We start from the raw sequence: 23491 nt of genomic DNA on the forward strand, positions 1-23491 counted from the left end.
CGATCAGTCGTTGTCTGAGTTCGAATTGTCACTGTTCGAATTGTCACTGTTCGACTTGTCGCCGAAATCCGGGTCGAGCAGTCCCTCGGGAGGCTCGATCACCACGACACCGTCGGCAATCGACACCGAGGTGACGATGGCGGCGACAAACGGGATCAGCAATTCACCGGACGTCTCACCGGTACGGCGAATCGAAAGCAATTCGCCTGCCGCGGAATGCAATACCTCGATGACCGAACCGACCTCGGTACCGTCGGTGAGGACGACCTTCAGCCCTTCGAGTTCGTGATCGTAGAACTCGTCCGGATCATCCGAAGGCTCGAGTTCGGAGCTGTCGATGACGAACAGTGTGCCGCGCAACGCATCTGCGTCGCCGCGGTCACTGACGCCTTCGAGGCGCAGCAGAAGCCGCCCGGAATGATCCCGGGCGGCTTCCACTGTGTACGACTTCAGTGTGGACTCGCGCGGCTTGCGCCCACGCAGCACGGAACCTACGGCAAAACGATCCTCGGGCTCGTCTGTACGAACCTCGACTACCAATTCACCTTTGATGCCATGCGACTTCGCGACACGACCGACTACGAGTTCCACCTGTTTACTGCCGTCTACTGATCGGTGTCGACGACATCAACACGGATACCGCGGCCACCGATGCCGGAGACCAAGGTCCGCAGAGCGGTCGCCGTGCGACCACCCCGACCGATGACCTTGCCGAGATCGTCGGGGTGCACGTGCACCTCGACGGTCCGTCCCCGACGTCCGGTGATCAGCTCGACACGCACATCGTCGGGATTGGCGACGATGCCACGCACGAGATGCTCTACCGCATCAGCGACGACGGCACTCACTTGTCAGCAGCCTCGGCGTCTGCAGCGGGAGCCTCGGCGTCAGCCGCGGTGTCTTCTGCCTTGGCCTCGTCAGCCTTTGCAGCCTTCTTCTTCTTGGGGGTGATTGCTTCTGCAACCGGCTCGTTCTCGGCCTGCGCGAGCGCAGCCTGGAAGAGCTCGAGCTTGGTGGGCTTGGCTTCCTTGACGCGCAGGGTGCCTTCGGTGCCCGGCAGGCCCTTGAACTTCTGCCAGTCACCGGTGATCTTGAGGAGTGCCTCGACGGGCTCGGTGGGCTGTGCGCCCACGGACAGCCAGTACTGAGCGCGCTCGGAATCGATGTCGATCAGCGAGGGCTCTTCCTTGGGGTGGTACTTGCCGATGGTCTCGATCGCACGGCCGTCACGACGGGTGCGCGAGTCGGCGATGACAACGCGGTACTGAGCGTTGCGGATCTTGCCGAGGCGGGTGAGCTTGATTTTGACAGCCACAGCTGCAGTTCTCCTTCAGCGCGCACAACAGTGCTGCGCATGTCACGTGCAATTCAGCGACCCACACGATTTGTGAGCCCGGTTTTGCCTCTATCCTGTGACCGTCGCAGCGGTACGTAACCGGTTGCGACGAACAATGGTCCATTGTGCCAGATGGGTGGGCTCGTTCGGAAACCACCCTGTGCGCGCTTCGAGAGTGCGGGGACTCCCTAACCACTCACGGGGGTGCCGCGGAGGATGACACGCGTCGGCTTCGCGAGCACATCGGGGTTTCCGCGCGGATCTTCGGAGTAAACCACCAGGTCGGCGGGCGCTCCTTCCTCGATGCACTGCGCACCCAACCAACTCCGCGCGTCCCAGCTCGCTGCGCCCAACGCCTGGTGAGCTGTCAATCCGGCAACTTCGAGTTCGGCGATCTCGTCGGCGATCCGCCCGTGCCTGATCGATCCGCCTGCGTCCGTTCCGGCATAGATCGGAATCCCGGCCTCGTGAGCGGCACCGATCGTCTGGTGTCGACGAGCGTGCAGATCGCGCATGTGCGCGGCGTAGATCGGATACCGCGTGGCGGAGTCCGCGATCTCGGGGAAAGTAGCGATGTTGATCAGCGTCGGAACCAGGGCCGTGCCGTGAGCGACCATCAACTCGATGGTCGCGTCCGTCAATCCGGTTCCGTGCTCGATGCAGTCGATGCCGGCGTTGATCAGGCCGGGCAGGGCGTCTTCGGCAAAGACGTGAGCGGTGACCTTTGCGCCTTCGGCGTGGGCGGCAGCGATGGCCTCGACCAGGATCTCGTCGCTCCACAACGGGGCGAGGTCACCGATGGAACGGTCGATCCAGTCGCCGACGAGCTTGACCCAACCATCACCGGCGCGTGCCTGACGCACTACCTCGCCCGGCAGCTGAGATTCGTCGTCCAGGTCGACCGGCAGGCCCGGGATGTACCGCTTGGGTGCCGCGATGTGCTGGCCTGCGCGAATAATCCGCGGCAGGTCGAGGCGCTCGTCGACGAACCTGGTGTCGACCGGTGATCCGGCGTCGCGGAGCAACAGCACACCCGCGTCACGTTCGGTCTTCGCCTGCCCCAGCAAGCCGTCGACGGTTTCGCCCCCACCACCGCCGTAGCGGATGCCCACGTGACAGTGCGCATCCACGAGACCCGGTGTGATCCAACCCGATTCGACGATCGTCTCCGCACCGGACACCGGCTCGAAGGAAATCAGCCCGTCGACGATCCACAATTCGATCGGCTCGGCATCGGGCAGACCGATACCCCGGAGATGAAGCGCAGCCACCGACTACTTCTTGGGCAGCTTGAGCTGGGAGAGATCGATGCCTTCCAGTCCGGGCGGCAACTGATCGAGACCCTTGGGCATGTTCGACAGGTCGGGCATACCGGCCGGCATTCCGCCGGGCATACCCGGGAATCCGCCCATACCGGGGAATCCTCCGCGCATCTTGGGCTGCGTCGGGCCCTTGCCACCCTTTTTGCCCTTCTTGCCCTTCTTGCTGCGAACCTGCTTGCGTGCGCCGGGCATGCCCATACGGCCGGCCATGGCAGCCATCATCTTGCGAGCTTCGAAGAAGCGATCCACCAACTGGTTGACGTCGGAAACCTTGACGCCCGAACCGTTCGCGATACGCAGACGGCGCGAGGCGTTGATGATCTTCGGATCGTCGCGCTCGGCGGGCGTCATACCGCGGATGATTGCCTGAATGCGATCGAGTTGCTTCTCGTCGACGTTGGCAAGCGCGTCCTTCATGCCGCCGGCACCCGGCAACATACCGAGGAGGTTGCCGATCGGGCCCATCTTGCGGACGGCCATCATCTGATCGAGGAAGTCTTCGAGGGTGAGCTGGCCGGAACCGATCTTGGCTGCGGTCGCTTCGGCTTGATCGGCGTCGAAAACCTGCTCGGCCTGCTCGATGAGGCTCAGGACGTCGCCCATGCCGAGGATCCGGCTGGCCATGCGATCGGGGTGGAAGACGTCGAAGTCTTCGAGCTTCTCGCCGGTGGACGCGAAGAGGATCGGCTGGCCGGTGACCTCGCGCACGCTCAGTGCGGCGCCACCGCGGGCATCGCCGTCGAGCTTGGTGAGGACGACGCCGGTGATGCCGACTCCCTCACGGAAAGCGTCGGCGGTGCTGACCGCGTCCTGACCGATCATGGCGTCGAGAACGAAGATGGTCTCGTCCGGGTTGACGGCGTCACGGATACCGGCGGCCTGCGCCATCAACTCCGAGTCGATGCCGAGACGACCGGCGGTGTCGACGATCACGACGTCGTAATGCTTGTTGCGGGCTTCCTCGACACCGGCGCGGGCGACCTCGACGGGGTCGGCTGCGGAAACGCCCAGTGCGTTCTCGCCACCGCCGATGGAGGTGCCGGGATGCGGCGCGAAGACCGCAGCGCCTGCACGCTCACCGACGATCTGGAGCTGAGTGACGGCGCCGGGACGCTGAAGGTCGCAGGCAACGAGCAGGGGTGTGTGCCCCTGATCCTTGAGCCACTTGGCCAACTTTCCGGCCAGCGTGGTCTTACCGGAACCCTGCAGACCGGCCAACATGATGACCGTCGGCGGAGTCTTGGCGAACTGGAGTCGACGGGTTTCGCCGCCGAGAACCTCGACCAGCTCTTCGTTGACGATCTTGACGACCTGCTGCGCCGGGTTCAGTGCACCCGAGACCTCGGCGCCCTTGGCGCGTTCCTTGATCTTGGCGATGAAGCTACGCACTACGGGAAGCGCGACGTCGGCCTCGAGCAGGGCAAGGCGGATCTCGCGGGCCGTAGCGTCGATATCGGCGCCGGACAGACGACCCTTGCCACGCAGATCCTTGAGAGATCCGGTCAATCTGTCGGAAAGGGATTCGAACACCGAGTGCGCTCCTGAAGGTCGTGCGAGTTAGCCGTGGATATTCTCGGGCACCAGCCTAGCCGCTACGCCCGCACCGATCCCAGCCGATGCGGGCGTAACTGCCGAAACCGGTCCGTCAATCCTCTTTCTTCTTCGGTTGTGGCACCGGAACCACGGCCAGCACTGCCTCCTCGACGCGCTCTCGCGCGGCACGGGTATCTGCCTCACCGAAGTCGAGGCAGAACGCGTCGACCACCGAGGAACCCAACGTGGCGACCTTCGCCCATCGGATGTCGGCACCACTGTGTTCGAGTGCTGCGGCCAGTCGGCAGAGCAGGCCGACGCGGTCCTCGGTTCGCAATTCGAGGATCGCGTGACCGTCACCGGGCGCGTCGAACCAGATGACCCGCGGCGGCGCCTGCGAATAGAGCACCGGAACCGCCGAATCCTTGTTGGTCTGGATCGGGTCGTCCCACTGCTCCGCCCGTGCCTCCTCGTCCTTGGCGTCGAGAAGTTCGAGCAGATTCAGCTCGCCGGCCGAAGCTCGGATCAATTCCTGCCTGAGCAACACCGCCTGCGGAGGTGTGCCGAATCTCGGCGTGACGACAAACGAGTTGACCGCCGAACCCGCATGCGACCCCAGCGATGCGGAATGCACCCGCAACGACTGCAGCGCCAGAACTCCAGCAGCCCGAGACAGCAGCCCGGGAGCGTCGGGCGCGATGACCGTCACGACGTAGGTGTGCGGATTCTCGGCCGGCACGAGCGAGACGTGAACCCCGCCCTCCTCGGCGATGGCCAACTGCTCGGGAGCGAGTGGATCGGGTTGTGGGAGGTCCTCCCCCGCCATCAGCAAACGGCATCGACGCACGAGCTCACCGATCAGAGACGACTTCCAGTCGCCCCAGACGCCAGGCCCGGTGGCCAGCGAATCCGCCTCCGCCAACGAATGCAGGAGATCGAGAAGGGTCCCGTCCCCTTCGAGTGCGTCGACCACTCGCTGCACGGTTGCCGGATCGTCGAGGTCGCGACGGGTGGCGGTTTCCGGCAACAGCAAATGATAGCGCACCATCGCCGTCAACGTCGCGACGTCGGAAGGCCAGAGCCCCAAACGATTTCCGATCGCGGTGGCCAATTCGGCGCCGACGACGCTGTGGTCTCCCCCTCGCCCCTTGCCGATGTCGTGGATCAACGCACCGAGCATGAGCAGGTCCGGCCGGGCGACGCGCGTGGTGAATCCGCTTGCATAAGCGGCAGTTTCGACGAGGTGGCGATCCACCGTCCACGTATGGACGGCGTCGCGCGGCGGAAGATCGCGAATGGTGCCCCACTCCGGCAGTAGTCGACCCCAGAGCCCGGTCCGGTCCATCGCCTCGATCACCGGAACGGCACGCGATCCCGAACCGAGCACGACCAGGAGATCGTTGACCGCATTCTTCGGCCACGGCTCGCGCAATTCCGGGGCATTGTCGGCCAGGCGGTTGAGAGTCGACGCGGAGATGGGCATGCCGTTGGTGGCCGCCGCTGCCGCGACCCGCATCACCAGACCGGGATCCTTCTTCGGTCTCGCGTCGCGCGCCAGAACTACTTCGCCGGCATGCTCGACGACGCCCTCGTCCAGTGGCCGCCGCACCGGCGCGCGACGCAGCCGCGACAAACCACGACGGGGCAAGGAGTTTCCGGCGGTACGGATACCGACGTCCACCGAATAGCTGATGGTGCGCGCCGATTCGCTGAGAAGGCGTGCCAGGTCGAATCGATCACCGATCCGCAGCGCCGCACCGATTTCGTCGGCGTCCTGAGCTCGCAGTTGATCGCGGGCGCGACCGGCAACGCGGTGAAGTTCGGTGCGCACGTCGAGCAACCGCCTGTGCGCAAGTGCCAGACCGCCGCCGGGCGAGTTGGGTCCCAGCCCCGGCATCCCGTCGGTCAATTGCGCGATGGACAGGGCGTTGAGCAGTTGGACGTCACGCAGTCCGCCACGTCCGCTCTTGAGATCGGGTTCGGCGCGATGGGCGATCTCGCCGCTGCGCTCCCACCTCGTACGGGTCTGGGTGATCAGTTCGTCGAATCGGCTGCGGATGTCCATTCGCCACTGTCGACGGACACCACTGATCAACAGGTTGCTCAGTTCCACATCGCCGGCAATGTGGCGTGCTTCGAGCATTCCGAGTGCCGCCGTCATGTCGGTAGCCGCAACCTGAAGCGCCTGCGGAAGCGTCCGCACGCTGTGGTCGAGTTTGATGTGCGCGTCCCACAGCGGGTACCACAGGCTGTCCGCGACCTGGGCCACGACCGCTGGGTCCATGTCGTCGTGCAGCAAAATCAGATCGAGATCGGAATACGGCAACAGTTCGCGTCGGCCCAGACCACCCACGGCGACGATGGCGAACCCACAATCCGGTTTGATGCCCAGTTCGGTCCCCTTGGTGGTCAACCAGAATTCGTGCAGATCGACCAGTGCATGTCGCAGCGAGGGGGCGTCGAGCCTCCTGTTCTTGACGCCTCCGGTGAGTAGGGCCTTGCGTGCGCGGGCCAGGTCCGCAGCTTCGTCGGATCCCCCTGACGAGACCGGCCCTGGCCCCGTCGCTTTCGCGACGGAACCAGGGCCGAAGTTCTCGGACCCTTTCGGGTCAGAGTGCATCGCCACCGCGTTCCCCGGTGCGAACCCGGATGACCGACTCGACTGGCGAGACCCACACCTTGCCGTCGCCGATCTTGCCGGTTCGAGCGGCCTCGACGATCACCTCGACCACCTTGTCCACGGCCGCGTCGTCGACGACGACCTCCACCCGGACCTTGGGTACGAAGTCCACGGAGTACTCCGCGCCTCGGTACACCTCGGTGTGACCCTTCTGTCGGCCGTAGCCCTGAACTTCGCTGACTGTCATACCCAGCACTCCGGCCTGCTCGAGTCCGGTCTTGACGTCCTCGAGCGTGAACGGCTTGACGATTGCTGTGATCAGCTTCATGTGCTCATCCCTTTCCAAACTCTGAAGTGCCTGAATTCACTTTAATCACGTGCTGATCACGCGAGGTCGTATGCGGTCTCTGCGTGTTCGGTCTCATCGATGCCGCGTGCCTCGTCCTCGGCCGAGATTCGCCAGCCCAGGGGCTTGAGTGCGAAGCCGATGATCGTCGTCAGAACGCCGGTGAAGACGAGTGCTGCGAGTGCGATCACGATCTGAACCACCAATTGCTTGTAGTCGCCGCCGTAGAAGAGGCCGGTTGCGGTGCCGAAGAATCCGATACCGATCGTGCCCCACAGGCCGGAGACGAGGTGAACGCCGACGACGTCGAGCGAGTCGTCGAAGCCGAAGCGGAACTTCAGGCCGACTGCGAGAGCGGACAGGATGCCGGCAACGGCGCCGAGGAAGATGGAACCGACAGGGTTGAGCGCACCGGCAGCAGGGGTGATGGCGACCAGACCGGCGACCGCACCGGAAGCTGCGCCGAGGCTGGTGGCGTGACCGTCACGAATACGCTCGGTGGCGAGCCAGGCCAGGACTGCGGCGCACGTCGCGGTGGTCGTGTTGACCCAGGCGAGACCGGCGTTACCGTCGGCGGCGAATGCCGAGCCGGCGTTGAAGCCGAACCAACCGAACCAGAGAAGTGCGGCGCCGAGCATCACGAAGGGCAGGTTGTGCGGACGGAAGGCGGTCTTGCCGAAGCCGAGACGCTTGCCGACGATGAGAGCGAGGACCAGACCGGCCATACCCGCGTTGATGTGAACGACTGTGCCACCGGCGAAGTCGATCGGAGCGACGTTGGCGACGGTGACTCCGTCGTCGTTGACCGTGGTGCCGAAGAGCTTTGCCGCGATGCCGTCCTCGGAGCCCGAAAGGAGTCCGCCGCCCCACACCATGTGTGCGAGGGGGAAGTAGACGACGGTGACCCAGATACCCGAGAACAGGAGCCAGGTGCCGAACTTGACTCGCTCGGCCAGGGCGCCACTGATGAGGGCGGTGGTGATGATCGCGAACGTCACCTGGAACGCGATGTCGATGACGTTGGGGTAGCCCCAGGCGCCGGCGATGAAGTTGCCGTCAGCATCGGTGATGCTGTTCTTGAGGCCGAAGAACTCGAACGGGTTGGCAAAAATGCCCCCGATGTTCTCGGTGCCGTAGGACATCGACCATCCCCACAGAACGTAGATGACGCCGATGACGGCCATTGCCCCGAAGGACATCATCATCATGTTCAGGACGGACTTGGACCGAGACATCCCGCCGTAGAAGAAAGCGAGGCCGGGTGTCATCAGCAAGACCAGAGATGCAGCCATCAGCATCCATGCGGCGTTACCGGAGTTCGCCAACAAATCGTCGGTACTCACTTACTACCTCCTAGTCGCACGTGCCGGGCAGCACGTCGTTAAGGAGAAGAGTGCTGGGCTGGTGTTTCGTCCATGGCGCTGTCGCGTTTCGCAGACGTGAACCAATTGCCCAACTTTGTTGCAAACAGGTTTCGCCAGGGGGTTCTACGGCCCCAGTGCGCCTTTTCGGTGGTTCGCGCTACCGAAAAGGCGCACCGCGGCGTCAGCCCAGCAGGGCGTCGACGAACGCACCCGGCTCGAACGGCGCCAGATCGTCGGCGCCTTCACCGAGACCGACCAACTTCACCGGCACACCCAGTTCATGCTGAACCTGGAAGACGATTCCGCCCTTGGCAGTTCCGTCCAGCTTGGTCAGTACGACGCCGGTGATGTCCACGACCTCCGCGAACACTCGTGCCTGCGCGAGTCCGTTCTGGCCGACCGTCGCATCGAGAACCAGCAGAACATCGTCGACCGAGGCCTTCTTCTCGATGACCCGCTTGACCTTGCCGAGCTCGTCCATCAGACCGGTCTTGGTGTGAAGGCGGCCGGCGGTGTCGATGAGGACCACGTCGACGCCGTCCGCGATGCCCCGTGAGACCGCGTCGAAGGCAATCGCAGCGGGATCTCCACCCTCCTTGCCACGAACAACTTCAGCGCCGACACGCTCGGCCCACGTCTGGAGCTGATCAGCAGCGGCGGCGCGGAACGTGTCCGCGGCACCGAGCACGACGCGACGACCGTCGGCGACGAGCACGCGAGCCAGCTTGCCGGTTGTGGTGGTCTTTCCCGTCCCGTTGACGCCGACGACGAGCAGAACAGCCGGGTGATCGTCGTGCGGCAAGGCGCGAATGGAGCGGTCCAGCTCGGGACGCAGTTCGGCGATCAACACCTCGCGCAGCAGGGCGCGGGCGGCAGCCTCGGTCCGGACGCTGCGGGCCGCCATCTGCTCACGAAGCTTCGTGACGACCTTCTCCGTTGTCGCGGAGCCGAGGTCCGCGATGAGGAGGGTGTCCTCGACTTCTTCCCACGAATCCTCGTCCAGATCGCCGCCACCGAGCAGACCCAGCAAGCTCTTGCCGACTGCCGACTGCGAGCGAGAGAGGCGCCCGCGCAGTCGGTCCAGCCGACCCTCGGTCGGGTCGATCTCGTCCAGTACGCGCGGTGCTGGCTCGACGGTTTCGGGAACGACGACAGGTTCGGGAACGACAACAGGCTCGGGAACGACAACAGGTTCTTCGACAACCGGTTCTGCTACCGGTGCCTCTTCTACTACCTTCTCTTCGACAACCGGCTCCTCGACAACCGGCTCCTCGACGACGGCCGGCTTCTCCGCAACAGGTTCTTCGACAACCGGTTCCGCGACAGCTGGTTCCTCGATAACCGGTTCTTCGACGATCGGTTCTTCGACAACCGGCTCTTCGACGACGGGCGGCTTCTCCGCCAACGGAGGTGTCGGAACCACCGGAGGTGGCGCTGTTGCCGTCGACCCCTGACTGAAGTTGAACCCGCCGCCGGCCTTGTAGCCGCCTGACTTGTCCTTCTCGGGGGCGCCGAGCTCCGGCTTCGTCTCGGGCGCCTTCAGCGAAACCTGCCCCTTGCGGTAGCGCAGGAATCCGGCAACGAGAACGACGAGTAGTACGGCCGCTACAGCCGCGATGATGATCCAAGCCTGGGTAGTCACCGGCCCATTGTTTCAGGCTCCGACCCGGAAAGTGAGCAGGGCTTACGTAGAGGCCATGTCTTGACCGCGAAGTCGCTGCGAAATCACGGTGGTGATGCCGTCGCCGCGCATGCTGACGCCGTACAGCGCGTCGGCGATTTCCATCGTCGGTTTCTGGTGGGTGATCACGATCAACTGCGACTTCTCCCGCAATTGTTCGAAGAGTCCGATCAGCCGCCGCAGGTTGGTGTCGTCCAACGCCGCCTCGACCTCGTCCATGACGTAGAACGGGGACGGGCGTGCCCGGAAGATCGCGACCAGCATGGCCACCGCGGTCAACGACTTCTCGCCGCCCGACAGCAACGACAACCGCTTGACCTTCTTCCCGGGCGGACGCGCTTCGACCTCGATGCCTGTGGTGAGCATGTCCGACGGATCGGTGAGAACCAGTCGTCCTTCTCCCCCGGGAAACAGTTTCTCGAACACGCCCACGAACTCCCGCTCGACGTCGGCATAGGCCTCGGTGAACACCTGCAGAATTCGTGCGTCCACGTCTGCGACCACGGCGAGAAGGTCCTTGCGTGCGGTCTTGACATCTTCGAGCTGAGTGGAGAGGAAGGTGTACCGCTCCTCGAGCGCTGCGAATTCCTCGAGCGCCAGCGGATTGACCTTGCCGAGGGTGGCGAGGTCCTTCTCCGCCCGCTTGGCGCGCCGTTCCTGAGTCGCACGGTCGTACGGAAGCGGAGCGGGGGCGGTGACCTGCTCCCCGCGCTCCTTGGCCTGCTCGTACTCCTCGATTTCGAGGGCGGTCGGCGGCAGTTCGACGTCGGGGCCGTACTCGGCGATCAGATCGTCGAGGCCGATACCGTACTGATCGAGGATCGACTCCTCGAGTTGTTCGATGCGCAGCGCCGCCTGAGCCTTCGCAACCTCGTCGCGATGGACGGCGTCGGTGAGTGAAGCGAGCTGTCCGGTCAGTGCCCGGACGATCTCGCGGACCTGATCCAGCTTGGCCGTGCACTCGGAGCGTGCCCGAGCCAACTCGTCGCGGTGAGCAAGAGCTGCGGCAACGACGGTCTCGAGTTCGGCCGCCACACGCTGTCCCGATTCGGCGACAGCAGCTGCAACTTCCGCAGCGTGCGCTCTGGCGCGCAGCGCCCGTTCGGCACGAATCCGCGCCTCTCGTTCGGCAGCAGCGGCGCGGCGAAGCGAATCAGCCTTTCCGCGTACGGATTCCGCGCGCTCTTCGGCGGTGCGCACGGCAAGGCGGGCATCCATTTCGACGATGCGTACTTCCGCCAACGCGGCTGCGGCCATTTCACGATCGGCAGCGGTCGATTCCGCGCCGTGCCCCGGTGCACTGCCGTCGGTTTCGGCGACACGGAGTCGTTCCTCCAGGTCTGCCAGCTTCGTCAGAGACTCACCGCGGCCCTCCTCGGCACGCACTCGCTGGGCGGTCAATCGCTCGGATTCCGCGTGGGCCACGCGCGCGGCTTGCCCCAATCTGCCCAACTGCTCGTAGATGGCGGACATGGCAGCGTCCGATTCGTTGAGCGCGGCCAAGGTCTGCTCCGCGGTCTCGCGTCGAGCAGCCTGTTCGGCCAGCGCGCCGGACAGCGCAGCGTCGAGTTCTTCGGATCGGCTTTCCGTGGCCGTCAACTCCGCCGTTGACGCGTCGATCGCCGCCTGGACCTCCAGCGTGCTCGGCTGCCGATCCGACCCGCCGATCATCCACCCCGGGCCGTGCAGATCGCCGGAACGCGTCACTGCACGAATTCCCTTGTGGTCAGCGATAACTCGAATCGCGTCATCGAGAGTTTCGACGAGGACGACGCCATCGAGGATTGCGGTCAATCCGGCACGCAACTCGTCAGGGCAGTCGATGACGTCGACGGCGTGACGGCTGCCCGGTGCGATCTCGCTCTCGCGTTCGATCGCCGGTTCGCCGCTCACGATCAGTGACGCACGCCCACCGTCCTGATCGGCCAGTGCCCCGACAGCCGAGCGAGCCGAATCCAACGACTGCGCAACGACGGCGTCCGCTGCCGGCCCCATCGCGGCAGCGATTGCAGCTTCGTAGCCGGGTTCGACGTGAATCAATCCGACAAGCGAGGTGATGCCGTCGTCGCGGCGGTGTTCGAGCAGCCAGCCGCCACCGTCCTTGCGCTGCAAGCCCATCGACAGCGCTTCGATTCGCGCACGGAGCGAAGCGATGCGTTGCCCGCTCGTCTTTTCTTCCTCGCGAAGTTCTTCGACGCGTGCGTCGATCATCTCGAGAGCTTCGACTGCCCGTTCATGATTGGTGTCGAGGCCGACTTCACCGGCGTCGAGGTCCCCGATGCTTTCCTGCACCGTGTCGAACTCGGCTTGTGCGGCATCCCCACGCAGACGGGCCTCGTCGATCGCCTCGGTCAGTCGAGAAACTTCCGCGTCGACGGATTCGACGCGGGTACGCAGAGTGTCGACCTGGCCGGAGAGTCGAGCAAGTCCTTCACGGCGGTCGGCGACGGCACGAACTTCCGCCATGTGCGCCCGTTCCGCTTCTGCTGCAGCATCTTCGGTGGCCGCCAGCTGGTCCCGAGCAGCTTCCGCCGCCGCTCGCGCGATTTCTACGCCTTCGAGGAGTTCGGCCTCCTCGGCCGCAAGACGTTCGGCTCGCGCTTCCATCTCTTCCGGGTCCTGGCCGCGGTTGCCGACGGGTTCGGAGTCGAGATGGCGTGCACGCTCGCGGGCGATGCGCACGGTGGCGTTGACTCGTTCGGCAAGCGCAGAGAGCTGGAACCAACTCTGCGCGGCGGCTTCCGATCCCGGAGTCAGTCGAGCGAGAGCTTGCTCCTGACGCCCGAGTTCGAGGTTGGCCTCGTCGAGCGCGGCCGCCACCTGGTTGTGCTGTTCACGGGCAGCTTTCTCGTCCTGCGCCTGGTCGTTCAGTTGAGTTCGACGGGTCACCAAGTCGTCAGCGGCCAGCCGCATCTTTGCATCACGCAGGTCAGCCTGGACCGTCTGTGCTCGCCGAGCAACCTCGGCTTGGCGCCCCAGCGGTTTGAGTTGCCGACGCAGTTCGGCGGTGAGGTCACTGAGTCGAGCGAGATTGGCCTGCATGGAATCGAGCTTGCGCACCGCTTTTTCCTTGCGGCGGCGATGTTTGAGGACTCCCGCGGCTTCTTCGATGAAGGCGCGTCGATCCTCGGGGCGGGATTCGAGGATCGCGGCGAGCCGTCCCTGCCCGACGATGACATGCATTTCGCGGCCGATACCCGAGTCGCTGAGCAGTTCCTGGACGTCCATCAGGCGGCAGGACGAACCATTGATCTCGTACTCCCCCGCGCCGTCGCGGAACATGCGGCGCGTGATCGACACCTCGGAGTACTCGATCGGGAGCGCTCCGTCGGCGTTGTCGATGGTCAGGGTCACTTCGGCGCGGCCCAGCGGTGCTCGACCGGAGGTGCCGGCAAAGATGACGTCTTCCATCTTGCCGCCGCGCAGGGCTTTCGCGCCCTGCTCGCCCATCACCCAGGTCAACGCATCGACGACGTTGGATTTACCCGAGCCGTTCGGGCCGACGACACAGGTGATCCCCGGCTCGAACCGAAGAGTCGTTGCCGACGCAAAGGATTTGAATCCCTTGAGTGTCAGACTCTTGAGGTGCATGGGGGGAAACTTTACCGCCAAACAGGTCAGCGTTCGACGAACCCTGTCAGGTCACCCCTTGCGGGGTCCCAGCTGTCGACCACGAGATCCACCGTGCCCGGGGTGGTTCCCGAGCGCAGCAACTCCAACAAACGCTCGAGTTGCGTGCGTTCGCCTTCTGCCACGACGAGCACTCGACCGTCGCGTTGGTTCGACGCATATCCGATCAACCCGAGTTCGAGAGCGCGAGCCCTGGTCCACCAGCGAAACCCGACGCCTTGAACGTATCCGTGAACCCACGCCGTCAGTCGCACAGGCGGTGTCTCAGTCATGACATTCAGCCCGCCACACGTTCGAGACGGTGAACCTCACCCAGGAAACCGGTGGTGTAGAGCGAGTTGGGATCCCAGCCCGGGCCGGCGCCGAACTTCACCGCCGACGTGAACGGAAGACCTGAGGCGATCTCACACGAAGATCCCGAATTCGGATCGACGCGAACAACTTTGCCGCCGGCATTGAATGCGACGTACAGCGCGCCGTCCGGTCCGACGGTCAGATCGTCCGCCATGTTTGCCGGACCGAATCCGGGGAGCGTGATCGTTCGCACCGGCCCGCCCAGATCGTCTGCGTCGAGGACGTGGACGGCAGTCACCATGTCGAAGGTCGTCGTCACGTAGATCGTCGAACCGGAGCGTGCGAGGCCGTCGACGGTGCCGAGGTCTTCACGAACGATCGAACTCGTTCCGTCACCGTTGACGACCGTGAGCCCCGGCCTGGTGAGTGTGCGAGCAGTGAGGAAGCGGTTATCGTCCAGCGGCACAAGCCCGTTCGGCATCACCAGACCGTCGGCAATCGTTGTCACCGATCCGTCTGCCACGTCGACCTTGCGGAGGCTGCCGTCGGCGATTCCGAACAGCCCCGAGACAGTCGAGTTACCCGTGGTGAAGTACACGGAACCGTCACGCGCGACCAGTCCGCCAGGCCCTGTGACGTCACCGACCAAAGGTGTCCGTGTTCCGTCCGGCGCCACTTTCAGCAGTGCACCCGGCCCGATCAGAGCGGACTGCGACAACACCATCGATCCGTTTCCGTCGAACTCGAGATTCTCGAGCATGCCCGCACCACTCGTCACGACGCTCGACGTCCACGAACCGCAACCTCCGGGTGAGCCACCGGCCGGCACCGAGGCCTGCGCCGGAGCACTCACCGCCACAACGGAACCCAGTGCGATCGCAGCGACAACGCTGCCCGCGCGGGACATCAGGCTTCCGTGTCGAACGACAGTGTGACCTTGGTTCCGGTCTTGAGAGTGCGCCCGACCGTGCACACCTTGTCGACGGAACGCTCGACGAGAGTGATGAGGCGCTGCTGCGCTTCGGCATCCAACTCGCTGAGGTCGAGTTCGAGAACCTCGTCGAGCTGCGGGTAGACCTCGTTCTCACGATCGGCGGCACCGGACACTCGGACCGTCGCGTCGTAGTTGTCACCGAGGCGGCGAGAGATCGGGAAGTCGGAGCTCATACCGGTGCAGGCAGCCAGAGCGATCTTGAGAAGTTCCCCGGGTGTGAACACTCCTGGCACCGATTCGGAGCCGATGAGAACCTCTGCGCCGCGCGAACTCTTGCCGGTGTAGAGGCGGGTTCCGGTGCGCTCGACCCAGAGTTCCGTGTGAGCCGGGGCGGTTGCAGCGTTGTCAGCAGTCTGTTCAGCCATGACGCAATCTTGCCACTCCGCCGAACCGACGGGGCGGGAGACCTAGGCGATTCGCCGTGCCCTCGGGGTCGGCTGACACCGCGGGCAGCTGAACGACGATCGATTCATGAACTTCTCACGCTTGATCGGCGCGCCGCATCGCGGGCACGGAAGATTCTCCTGCCCGTACGCCGACAGTGACCGGTCGAAGTAGCCGGACTCCCCGTTGACGTTCACGTACAGCGCGTCGAAGGACGTACCGCCCTGATCGAGCGCTTCGCCCATCACCGAGTGCGCCGCGGTCAACAGTTCTCGAAGTTTGGGCCTGGTGAGCGTTTCGGCGATTCGGTTGCCGTGAATCTTTGCTCGCCACAATGATTCGTCGGCGTAGATGTTTCCGATTCCGGAGACCACCGCCTGGTCGAGAATCGCACGCTTGATCTCGGTGTGCTTGCCCCGCAGGACTTTCACGACGGATTCGAGATCGAACGCAGCATCCATGGGATCGCGAGCGATGTGCGCCACCGACTCGGGCAGCATCGTTCCGTCGACCTCGACGAGGGGGGAAATCGACCAGCCACCGAAGGTTCGCTGATCGACGAATCGGAGATCAGCCCCGGAATCGAGGGCCAACCGAATGCGTAGGTGCTTTTCCCAGTCGACTGTCGGGGGCTGGACCAACATCTGTCCGCTCATCCCGAGATGAACCACCAGTCCGACACCGGCAGGCTCGAGAACCAGCCACAGATACTTGCCGCGACGCTCTGCCGAAGCGATGGTCTGCCCGGTGAGTTGGCCGATCAAGTCATCGGAACCGAGAATGTGGCGCCTGATCGCGCGGGGATGGAGTACCTCGACGGCCTCGATCGCCGCACCTACAGCATGAGACTGTAGGCCGCGGCGAACGACTTCGACTTCGGGAAGTTCAGGCAAGAGTGAACTCAGCCGGCGAGATCAGACGGGCCGTCAGCAGCGACTGCGGTTGCAGCGGCATTCTCCGACATCGTCTTCCATGCCGAACTTGCTGCCTTCTGCTCGGCTTCCTTCTTGGAACGACCGACACCGACGCCCAAGGGCTTGCCACTGATGAGAACGGTGGCCGTGAATTCCTTGTCGTGATCGGGTCCGGTAGCGGTGATCTCGTAGACGGGAACTCCGGCACCGTGTTCTGCGGTCAGTTCCTGCAGACTCGTCTTCCAATCCAGACCCGCGCCCAGAAGCGGTGCGCGAGTAAGTAGATCGTCGAACAGATCGAGAACAACGCGTCGCGCGGTCTCGATGCCGTGCTGCAGGTGGATGGCGCCGAGAATCGACTCCATACCGTCGGCGAGGATGGACGGCTTGTCACGGCCGCCCGTCATTTCCTCACCCTTACCCAGCAGCAGGTGCGCTCCGAGTCCACCTTCACCCAGAGTCCTGGCAACCTCGGCGAGTGCATGCATGTTGACCACGCTGGCACGAATCTTCGCCAGATCACCTTCGGATTTGTCCGGGTGGGACAGATAGAGATTTTCGGTCACCGTGACGCCGAGAACGGAATCCCCGAGAAACTCGAGGCGCTCGTTCGTGGGCAGTCCGCCGTTCTCGTACGCGTACGAGCGGTGCGTGAGGGCCAGGGTCAGAAGACCGGGCTCTATATCTACGCCGACAGCGGCGAGGAGCTTGTCGTGATTGCCCTCGCCGCCGGCGGCTGAAACTGTATTTTCGCTCGTCATAGTCTTTCTCCGGGGAGAACTAGACAGCAGCGGTTACCTGGCGGCCCTTGTAAGTACCGCATGACGGGCATGCGATGTGGGGAAGGGTCTGCTCGCCACAGCCACGGTTGGGGCAGGTAACGAGAGTGGGCACAGTGGTCTTCCACTGGCTACGACGCGACCGCGTGTTGGATCGCGACATTTTGCGCTTGGGGACAGCCACTTCTACTTCTCCTCGGCTTCGGTGATCACAAGATTTTCGCTGGTGTTTGATTCCACGCCAAATTTGGCCGCGAGACCAGCCCAGCGAGGATCAAGTATGTCATGCCCATGCCCAGATTCCGCAATCGCCAGGCGAATGCCACATTCTGAGCACAATCCCAGGCAATCGTCACTGCACAGAGGCTGGAGCGGAAGCGCCAGCCCGACTGCATCGACGATGACCGGTTCGAGGTCGATTTCGTCGTCTTCGACCGCGTAGACCTCTCCCTCTTCCGTCGTCTCCTCGGTGGCGCTGTCCGGGTATGCGAACAACTCCGTGAGATAGATGTCCACGGTGTCGGTGAAAGGTTCGAGGCACCGCGAGCATTCACCCTTGGTGGGTGCATGCACGTTTCCGGTGACGAGAACACCTTCGGACACTGCTTCGAGACGAAGATCGAGATCTATGTCCGCGCCCGCTTCGATCGCGATCAGATCGAGACCGATACGGTTCGGGGACTGAATTGTTCTCTCGACGGTACGCATCGACCCTGGACGACGACCGAGCTTGACCGTGTCCAGCAAAAATCCCGCATCACTTGACTGATGCGACGAACTACGACGATGCGTTGACAAAGAGAACTCACCTAACTGTTGAAACTGGTATGGGCAACCACTCCACAATACGGCAGCGACAAGGCAAATCCCAATTCCGTCCACGAAAAAGTGGGCCGCCCCATACCGGACGACCCACCTTCGACTGTCTCGTTCGCTCTAGCGACGACGCTCCGAACGACGATCGTCGTCCTGGTAATCGGGAACTCCCGAACCCGTACGAAGCTGTTGGCGACCACGCCCGACCGATCGAACGGTTCCGGTGAGGAACTCTTCGAATTCGGCCAACTTGGTGTCGACGTACAGGTCACACTCCGAACGCATCCTGTCGGACTCCGCGTGAGCGGCATCGATCACTCGCGCGGATTCCGCGTGAGCGGACTGGACTACCTCGGTCTGCGACACCAGACGAGCCTGCTCTGCCGTTCCCTCCGCCACCGAATGTTCGTACGAGGCCTGGCCGGACTCGATCATCCGATCGGCCTCGGCACGCGCCCGTCCGGTGACGGCCTCGTACTCACGACGGCCGTCGGTGACGGTCCGTTCCGCTTCTGCTTCGGCGTCCTCGACCAGCTGATCGGCGTGTGCACGTGCTTCGGCAACCATGCGATCGGCCTGAGCCTTGGCATCGGACAGAATCCGGTCGGCATCGTCGCGTGCGTTCTCCACCGTCGACGTCGCCTCGGCGTTGGCGCTGCTGACCGTCTTCTCGGCGGTTGCTCGCGCGTCACCGACCAATTTGTCCCGATGATCGAGGACGTCCTGAGCGTCGTCCAGCTCGCTCGGAATTGCGTCCCGGACGTCGTCGAGCAGCTCGAGTACGTCACCGCGAGGCACCACACACCCCGCGGTCATGGGAACACCGCGCGCCTCTTCGACAATTGCGACCAGTTCGTCCAGTGCCTCGAATACGCGGTACACAAGCAACCCCAATCTCTACCGGCCGAAATCGGCCCACATCGTCACCGGTCCACTCGGACCTGTGCCCGTTCCTGTCCAAGTTTGCCGGAAGAACAGCCAACGGGGTGTCGTCGTGGTCGGTGTGTCGGGGATCAGCTGTTTTCGGCTGCTCGCTCGGCGATACGCGCGAGTAGCCGAGAATGCACCTTGGCAGGCAACATGTCGGAGACGTCGCCGCCGAAGGTCGCGACTTCCTTCACCAGAGAACTCGACAGGTAGCTGTACGTCGGATTCGTGGCGACGAACAGTGTGTCGACGCCGGTGAGCTTCTGATTCATCTGAGCCATCTGCAGCTCGTAATCGAAGTCGTTCGCGCCGCGCAGACCCTTGACTATCGCGCTGAGGCCTTCTTGTTTCGCATAGTCGACCAGCAGTCCGTGCCACGACGTGACGCGAACGTTGGGCAGGTGACTCGTCGCGTCTTCGAGCATCTCGATCCGCTCGTCGATCGTGAACATGCCACGCTTGCTCTTGTTGATCAGCACGGTGACCACGACCTCGTCGAATTGCGCAGCAACTCTTCCGATTACGTCGAGGTGACCGTTGGTCACGGGGTCGAAGGATCCGGGGCAGACGGCGCCAGTCATGAGTCCAGACCGTAGCAGGTGGCCAGCTCGATGCGGGCTTCACCGTAGTTCTTGGCCTTGATCGGCTCGTAGCCCTGCGGCCACACGGTCTCCGGCGAGCGCGACGAACGTTCGAGTACGACGATTGTGCCCTCCCCCACCCATTTGTTGGCCTGCAGATCAGTGAGCATGGACACGACGGCATCGTCGGTCACCGCGTACGGCGGGTCCGCGATCACGATGTCGTATTCACGCGCGCTCGGACCCGAGACCACGGCCGCGACCGGAGCGGCACGAACCGTCGCTCCCGGCAACGCGACAGTGCCGATGTTCGCCTTGATGACGGCAGCAGCCTTGGCATCCGATTCCACGAGAACGACGTGCTCGGCCCCCCGCGAGAGCGCTTCGAGGCCCAGAGCACCCGAACCAGCGAAGAGGTCGAGAACCGCGCACCCTTCGAGATCGATGCGCGCTTCGAGAGCACTGAACAGCGCCTCCCGAACCCGATCCGACGTGGGACGGGTGCCGCTCGGCGGGACTCGCAGGCGTCGACCGCCCGCGAGTCCCGAGATGATGCGTGTCACTCTGCGGCGCTCTCCCCCGTCGAGACGACTACCAGCAGGTCTCCGCCCTCGACCTGTTGGACGGCGCTGATCGCGATCCGCGATACGACGCCGGCGCGCGGCGAGGTGATCGCCGCTTCCATCTTCATCGCTTCGATCGTGGCCACGGTGTCGCCGGCCTCGATCTTCTGGCCTTCCTTCACCGCGAGCGTCACGACACCCGCGAACGGCGCCGCCACGTGGCCCGGGTTGTTCTTGTCGGCCTTCTCCGCCACCGGTACATCACTGGCAATGGAGCGATCACGGATCGAGACCGGGCGCAGCTGGCCGTTCAGGATGCACATGACAGTGCGGTAGCCGCGCTCGTCGGGCTCGGAGATCGCTTCGAGACCGATGATCAGCTCCACGCCGGGAGCCAACTCGACGCGGTGCTCGTCGCCGCGCCGCAACCCGTAGAAGAACTGGTTTGCCGAAAGCCGCGACGTATCACCGTACTTCTCGCGGTGCTCGAGGAATTCCTTTGTCGGGCCGGGGAACAGCAGACGGTTCAGCGTCGCCTGACGGTCCTTCGACGAGCCCTCGAGCAGCACCTCGTCCTCGGCGGAGAGCGTCGCTTCCGGCTTGGCCTGGCCACGTCCTTCGAGGGCCTTGCTGCGGAACGGTTCCGGCCAGCCACCGGGAGGCGTACCGAGTTCACCGCGCAGGAAGCCCACCACGGAGTCGGGGATGTCGAACTTCGCCGGATCTGCGGCGAACTCCTCCGAAGGCACGCCGGCGCCGACAAGATGGAGCGCGAGGTCGCCGACGACCTTCGACGACGGCGTCACCTTCACAAGGTGCCCGAGCATGCGGTCTGCGTCGGCGTACTTGGCTTCGACCTCTTCGAACCGGTCGCCGAGACCGAGAGCAACGGCCTGGGTCCGGAGATTGGAGAGTTGGCCGCCCGGAATCTCGTGCGTGTACACGCGTCCCGTCGGTGCCGGCAGTCCGGATTCGAACGGCGCGTACACCTTTCGCAGCGCCTCCCAGTACGGCTCGAGGTCGCACACGTTCTGCAGGTTCAGTCCGGTGTCGAACTCGGAGTGCGCAGCGGCGGCAACGATGGCCGAGAGAGCAGGCTGGCTGGTGGTTCCGGCCAGTGCCGCGGAAGCACCGTCGACCGCGTCGGCGCCCGCCTGCCATGCTGCGAAGTACGTGGCCAACTGTCCACCGGGAGTGTCGTGTGTGTGAACGTGAACCGGCAGATCGAAGTTGCTGCGTAGAGCCGTCACCAGCTTGGTAGCCGCCGGAGCACGCAGCAGGCCTGCCATGTCCTTGATCGCGAGCACGTGAGCACCGGCGTCGACGATCTCTTCGGCCAGCTTCAGGTAGTAGTCGAGCGTGTACAGAGTTTCGTTCGGATCCGACAGATCACCGGTGTAGCTCAACGCCACCTCGGCGAGGGCCGTTCCGGTCTCACGCACCGCGTCGATGGCAGGGCGCATCTGGTCGACGTTGTTGAGCGCGTCGAAGATTCGGAAGATGTCGATGCCGGTGTCCGTGGCTTCCTGAACGAATGCGCGCGTGACCTTTTCGGGATACGGCGTGTAGCCCACCGTGTTTCGACCGCGAAGAAGCATCTGGAGGCAGATGTTGGGAATCGCCTCGCGCAGTGCGGCGAGCCGGTACCACGGATCCTCGTGCAGGAAGCGAAGTCCCACATCGTAAGTGGCGCCGCCCCAGGCTTCGATCGAGAGCAGTTCCGGAGTCAGCCGGGCCACGTGCCCGGCAACTCCGAGCAGTCCGCTGGTTCGAACTCGCGTGGCCAACAACGACTGGTGCGCGTCGCGGAAGGTGGTGTCGGTGACGCCCACGGCCTTCTGTTCGCGCAGTGCCTTCGCGAAACCTTCGGGTCCGAGTTCGAGCAGGCGCTGACGGCTACCGGCAGGAGGAGGCGTCGAAAGATCGATCTTGGGCAGCTTGTCCTGCGGGTACACCGCCGAGGGTCGCTCACCGTGCGGCTTGTTGACCGTCACGTCGGCGAGGTAGGTCAGGATCTTGGTGCCTCGGTCGGCGGAGGAACGCAGGGTCAGCAGCTGCGGACGTTCCTCGATGAAGGAGGTCGTCACGCGTCCGGCACGGAAGTCCGGGTCGTCGAGAACCGCCTGCAGGAACGGAATGTTGGTCGAGACGCCACGAATGCGGAACTCGGTGACCGCGCGGCGAGCCCTCGCGACAGCGGCTTCGAGGTCGCGACCACGGCAGGTGAGCTTGACCAGCATCGAGTCGAAGTACGCTCCGACCTCGGCTCCGAGCGTGGCGCCGCCGTCGAGTCGGATACCGGCTCCGCCCGGGGTGCGGTACGCGGTGATGCGGCCCGTGTCGGGGCGGAATCCGTTGGCCGGATCCTCGGTCGTGATGCGGCACTGCAGTGCGGCGCCGCGGAGCTTGATCGTGTCCTGTGACAGACCAAGTTCTGCAAGCGTCGAACCGGACGCGATCTTGAGCTGCGACTGGACGAGGTCTACGTCCGTCACTTCTTCGGTGACGGTGTGCTCCACCTGAATTCGCGGGTTCATCTCGATGAAGACGTGGTTGCCGCGCTTGTCGAGAAGGAACTCGACGGTGCCCGCGCACGTGTACCCGATCTCCTTCGCGAAGGCGACGGCGTCGGCACAGATCTTGGCGCGCAACTCTTCCGAGAGATTGGGCGCCGGAGCGAGCTCGATCACCTTCTGGTGGCGACGCTGCAGCGAGCAGTCACGCTCGAAGAGGTGGATGACGTTGCCCTGCTCGTCGGCGAGGATCTGCACCTCGATGTGGCGGGGGTCGATGACGGCCTGCTCGAGGAAGACCGTCGAATCGCCGAAGGCCGATTCCGCTTCGCGCGCTGCGGCTTCGATCGCTTCCTTGAGTTGTGAGCGCTCCGCAACGCGGCGCATTCCGCGTCCACCGCCGCCTGCGACGGCCTTGACGAAGATCGGGAAGGTCATGTCCTCGGCGGCCGCGAGCAACTCGTCGATGTCCGCTGACGGCTCCGAGGACGCGAGCACCGGCAGGCCGGCGGCCTTTGCCGCTGCGATGGCCCGAGCCTTGTTACCAGTCAACTCGAGGATCTCGGCGGACGGGCCGACGAACTTGATGCCTGCCTCGGCGCACGCCGCCGACAGATCCGGGTTCTCGGAGAGGAAGCCGTAACCGGGGTAGATGGCGTCGGCTCCGGCGCTCTTGGCGGCGGCGACGATTTCCTCGACCGAGAGATAGGCGCGAACGGGGTGACCCTTCTCCCCGATCTGGTAGCTCTCGTCTGCCTTGAGACGGTGGATCGAGTTCCGATCCTCGTACGGGAACACCGCGACGGTTCCGGCACCTAGTTCGTAGGCGGCGCGGAAGGCACGGATCGCAATTTCGCCGCGGTTCGCGACGAGCACTTTGGAGAACATTCGAGA

21 protein-coding genes are annotated in these 23491 nt (G+C 64.2%); all 21 read right to left on the bottom strand.

What is annotated here, in order from left to right; translation table 11 throughout:
* Positions 1-3 precede the first annotated feature (3 nt).
* Complete coding sequence (rimM, locus tag DBV08_RS01325; protein WP_124566313.1) at positions 4-591, bottom strand: ribosome maturation factor RimM; 588 nt, start codon at positions 589-591, stop codon at positions 4-6.
* Positions 592-605: 14 nt separating this feature from the next.
* The gene (locus DBV08_RS01330) at positions 606-848 is read right to left on the bottom strand and encodes an RNA-binding protein (RefSeq protein ID WP_003939023.1); all 243 of its coding nucleotides are present in this window, start codon (positions 846-848) and stop codon (positions 606-608) included.
* Positions 845-1315 (bottom strand): 30S ribosomal protein S16, encoded by a 471-nt coding sequence (gene rpsP / locus DBV08_RS01335; RefSeq protein WP_003942818.1) that lies wholly within the window; start codon positions 1313-1315, stop codon positions 845-847. The genes DBV08_RS01330 and rpsP overlap by 4 nt, the downstream gene beginning before the upstream one ends.
* Before the next feature lie 209 nt (positions 1316-1524).
* On the bottom strand, positions 1525-2607 hold the full coding sequence (locus DBV08_RS01340) for an amidohydrolase family protein (RefSeq protein WP_124566314.1): 1083 nt from the start codon (positions 2605-2607) through the stop codon (positions 1525-1527).
* Positions 2608-2610: 3 nt separating this feature from the next.
* Complete coding sequence (ffh, locus tag DBV08_RS01345) at positions 2611-4188, bottom strand: signal recognition particle protein (RefSeq protein ID WP_003942713.1); 1578 nt, start codon at positions 4186-4188, stop codon at positions 2611-2613.
* A gap of 115 nt (positions 4189-4303) precedes the next feature.
* Positions 4304-6811, bottom strand: coding sequence for a [protein-PII] uridylyltransferase (locus tag DBV08_RS01350; protein WP_095969233.1), 2508 nt, complete (start codon positions 6809-6811; stop codon positions 4304-4306).
* Positions 6801-7139 carry a P-II family nitrogen regulator gene (locus DBV08_RS01355; RefSeq protein WP_003942772.1) on the bottom strand — a complete coding sequence of 113 codons (339 nt, stop codon included), beginning with the start codon at positions 7137-7139 and terminating at the stop codon, positions 6801-6803. The genes DBV08_RS01350 and DBV08_RS01355 overlap by 11 nt, the downstream gene beginning before the upstream one ends.
* Before the next feature lie 56 nt (positions 7140-7195).
* Positions 7196-8455, bottom strand: a complete 1260-nt coding sequence (locus tag DBV08_RS01360) for an ammonium transporter (RefSeq protein WP_042450902.1) — start codon at positions 8453-8455, stop codon at positions 7196-7198.
* A 247-nt stretch (positions 8456-8702) separates the two neighbouring features.
* A complete protein-coding gene (gene ftsY, locus DBV08_RS01365) occupies positions 8703-10163 on the bottom strand; it encodes a signal recognition particle-docking protein FtsY (protein WP_124566315.1) in 1461 nt (486 codons plus the stop codon).
* A 42-nt stretch (positions 10164-10205) separates the two neighbouring features.
* Entirely contained in the window at positions 10206-13793 is a 3588-nt protein-coding gene (smc, locus tag DBV08_RS01370; RefSeq protein ID WP_124566316.1) for a chromosome segregation protein SMC, read from the bottom strand.
* Positions 13794-13819: 26 nt separating this feature from the next.
* Positions 13820-14104, bottom strand: a complete 285-nt coding sequence (locus DBV08_RS01375; protein WP_019747956.1) for an acylphosphatase — start codon at positions 14102-14104, stop codon at positions 13820-13822.
* Positions 14105-14109: 5 nt separating this feature from the next.
* Positions 14110-15033: an SMP-30/gluconolactonase/LRE family protein gene (locus DBV08_RS01380; protein WP_124566317.1), complete on the bottom strand. Its 924-nt coding sequence runs from the start codon at positions 15031-15033 to the stop codon at positions 14110-14112.
* Positions 15033-15485 (bottom strand): OsmC family protein, encoded by a 453-nt coding sequence (locus DBV08_RS01385; RefSeq protein ID WP_124566318.1) that lies wholly within the window; start codon positions 15483-15485, stop codon positions 15033-15035. The genes DBV08_RS01380 and DBV08_RS01385 overlap by 1 nt, the downstream gene beginning before the upstream one ends.
* A 42-nt stretch (positions 15486-15527) precedes the next feature.
* Positions 15528-16397 carry a bifunctional DNA-formamidopyrimidine glycosylase/DNA-(apurinic or apyrimidinic site) lyase gene (gene mutM, locus DBV08_RS01390; RefSeq protein WP_124566319.1) on the bottom strand — a complete coding sequence of 290 codons (870 nt, stop codon included), beginning with the start codon at positions 16395-16397 and terminating at the stop codon, positions 15528-15530.
* An 8-nt stretch (positions 16398-16405) separates the two neighbouring features.
* Positions 16406-17179 carry a ribonuclease III gene (gene rnc, locus DBV08_RS01395; RefSeq protein ID WP_124566320.1) on the bottom strand — a complete coding sequence of 258 codons (774 nt, stop codon included), beginning with the start codon at positions 17177-17179 and terminating at the stop codon, positions 16406-16408.
* Between the two features lie 19 nt (positions 17180-17198).
* Entirely contained in the window at positions 17199-17381 is a 183-nt protein-coding gene (gene rpmF / locus DBV08_RS01400) for a 50S ribosomal protein L32 (protein WP_007729318.1), read from the bottom strand.
* Between the two features lie 2 nt (positions 17382-17383).
* Positions 17384-17944: a DUF177 domain-containing protein gene (locus DBV08_RS01405; RefSeq protein WP_080910868.1), complete on the bottom strand. Its 561-nt coding sequence runs from the start codon at positions 17942-17944 to the stop codon at positions 17384-17386.
* A gap of 189 nt (positions 17945-18133) precedes the next feature.
* Positions 18134-18895 (bottom strand): DivIVA domain-containing protein, encoded by a 762-nt coding sequence (locus DBV08_RS01410; protein ID WP_095969225.1) that lies wholly within the window; start codon positions 18893-18895, stop codon positions 18134-18136.
* 131 nt (positions 18896-19026) lie between these two features.
* The gene (gene coaD, locus DBV08_RS01415) at positions 19027-19521 is read right to left on the bottom strand and encodes a pantetheine-phosphate adenylyltransferase (protein WP_003942776.1); all 495 of its coding nucleotides are present in this window, start codon (positions 19519-19521) and stop codon (positions 19027-19029) included.
* Entirely contained in the window at positions 19518-20084 is a 567-nt protein-coding gene (gene rsmD, locus DBV08_RS01420) for a 16S rRNA (guanine(966)-N(2))-methyltransferase RsmD (RefSeq protein ID WP_095969224.1), read from the bottom strand. Before rsmD ends, coaD begins: the two co-directional genes overlap by 4 nt.
* Positions 20081-23485, bottom strand: a complete 3405-nt coding sequence (locus tag DBV08_RS01425; RefSeq protein ID WP_095969223.1) for a pyruvate carboxylase — start codon at positions 23483-23485, stop codon at positions 20081-20083. The genes rsmD and DBV08_RS01425 overlap by 4 nt, the downstream gene beginning before the upstream one ends.
* Positions 23486-23491 lie beyond the last annotated feature (6 nt).

Source organism: Rhodococcus sp. KBW08 (assembly GCF_003852455.1).
Lineage (GTDB): Bacteria > Actinomycetota > Actinomycetes > Mycobacteriales > Mycobacteriaceae > Rhodococcus_F > Rhodococcus_F baikonurensis.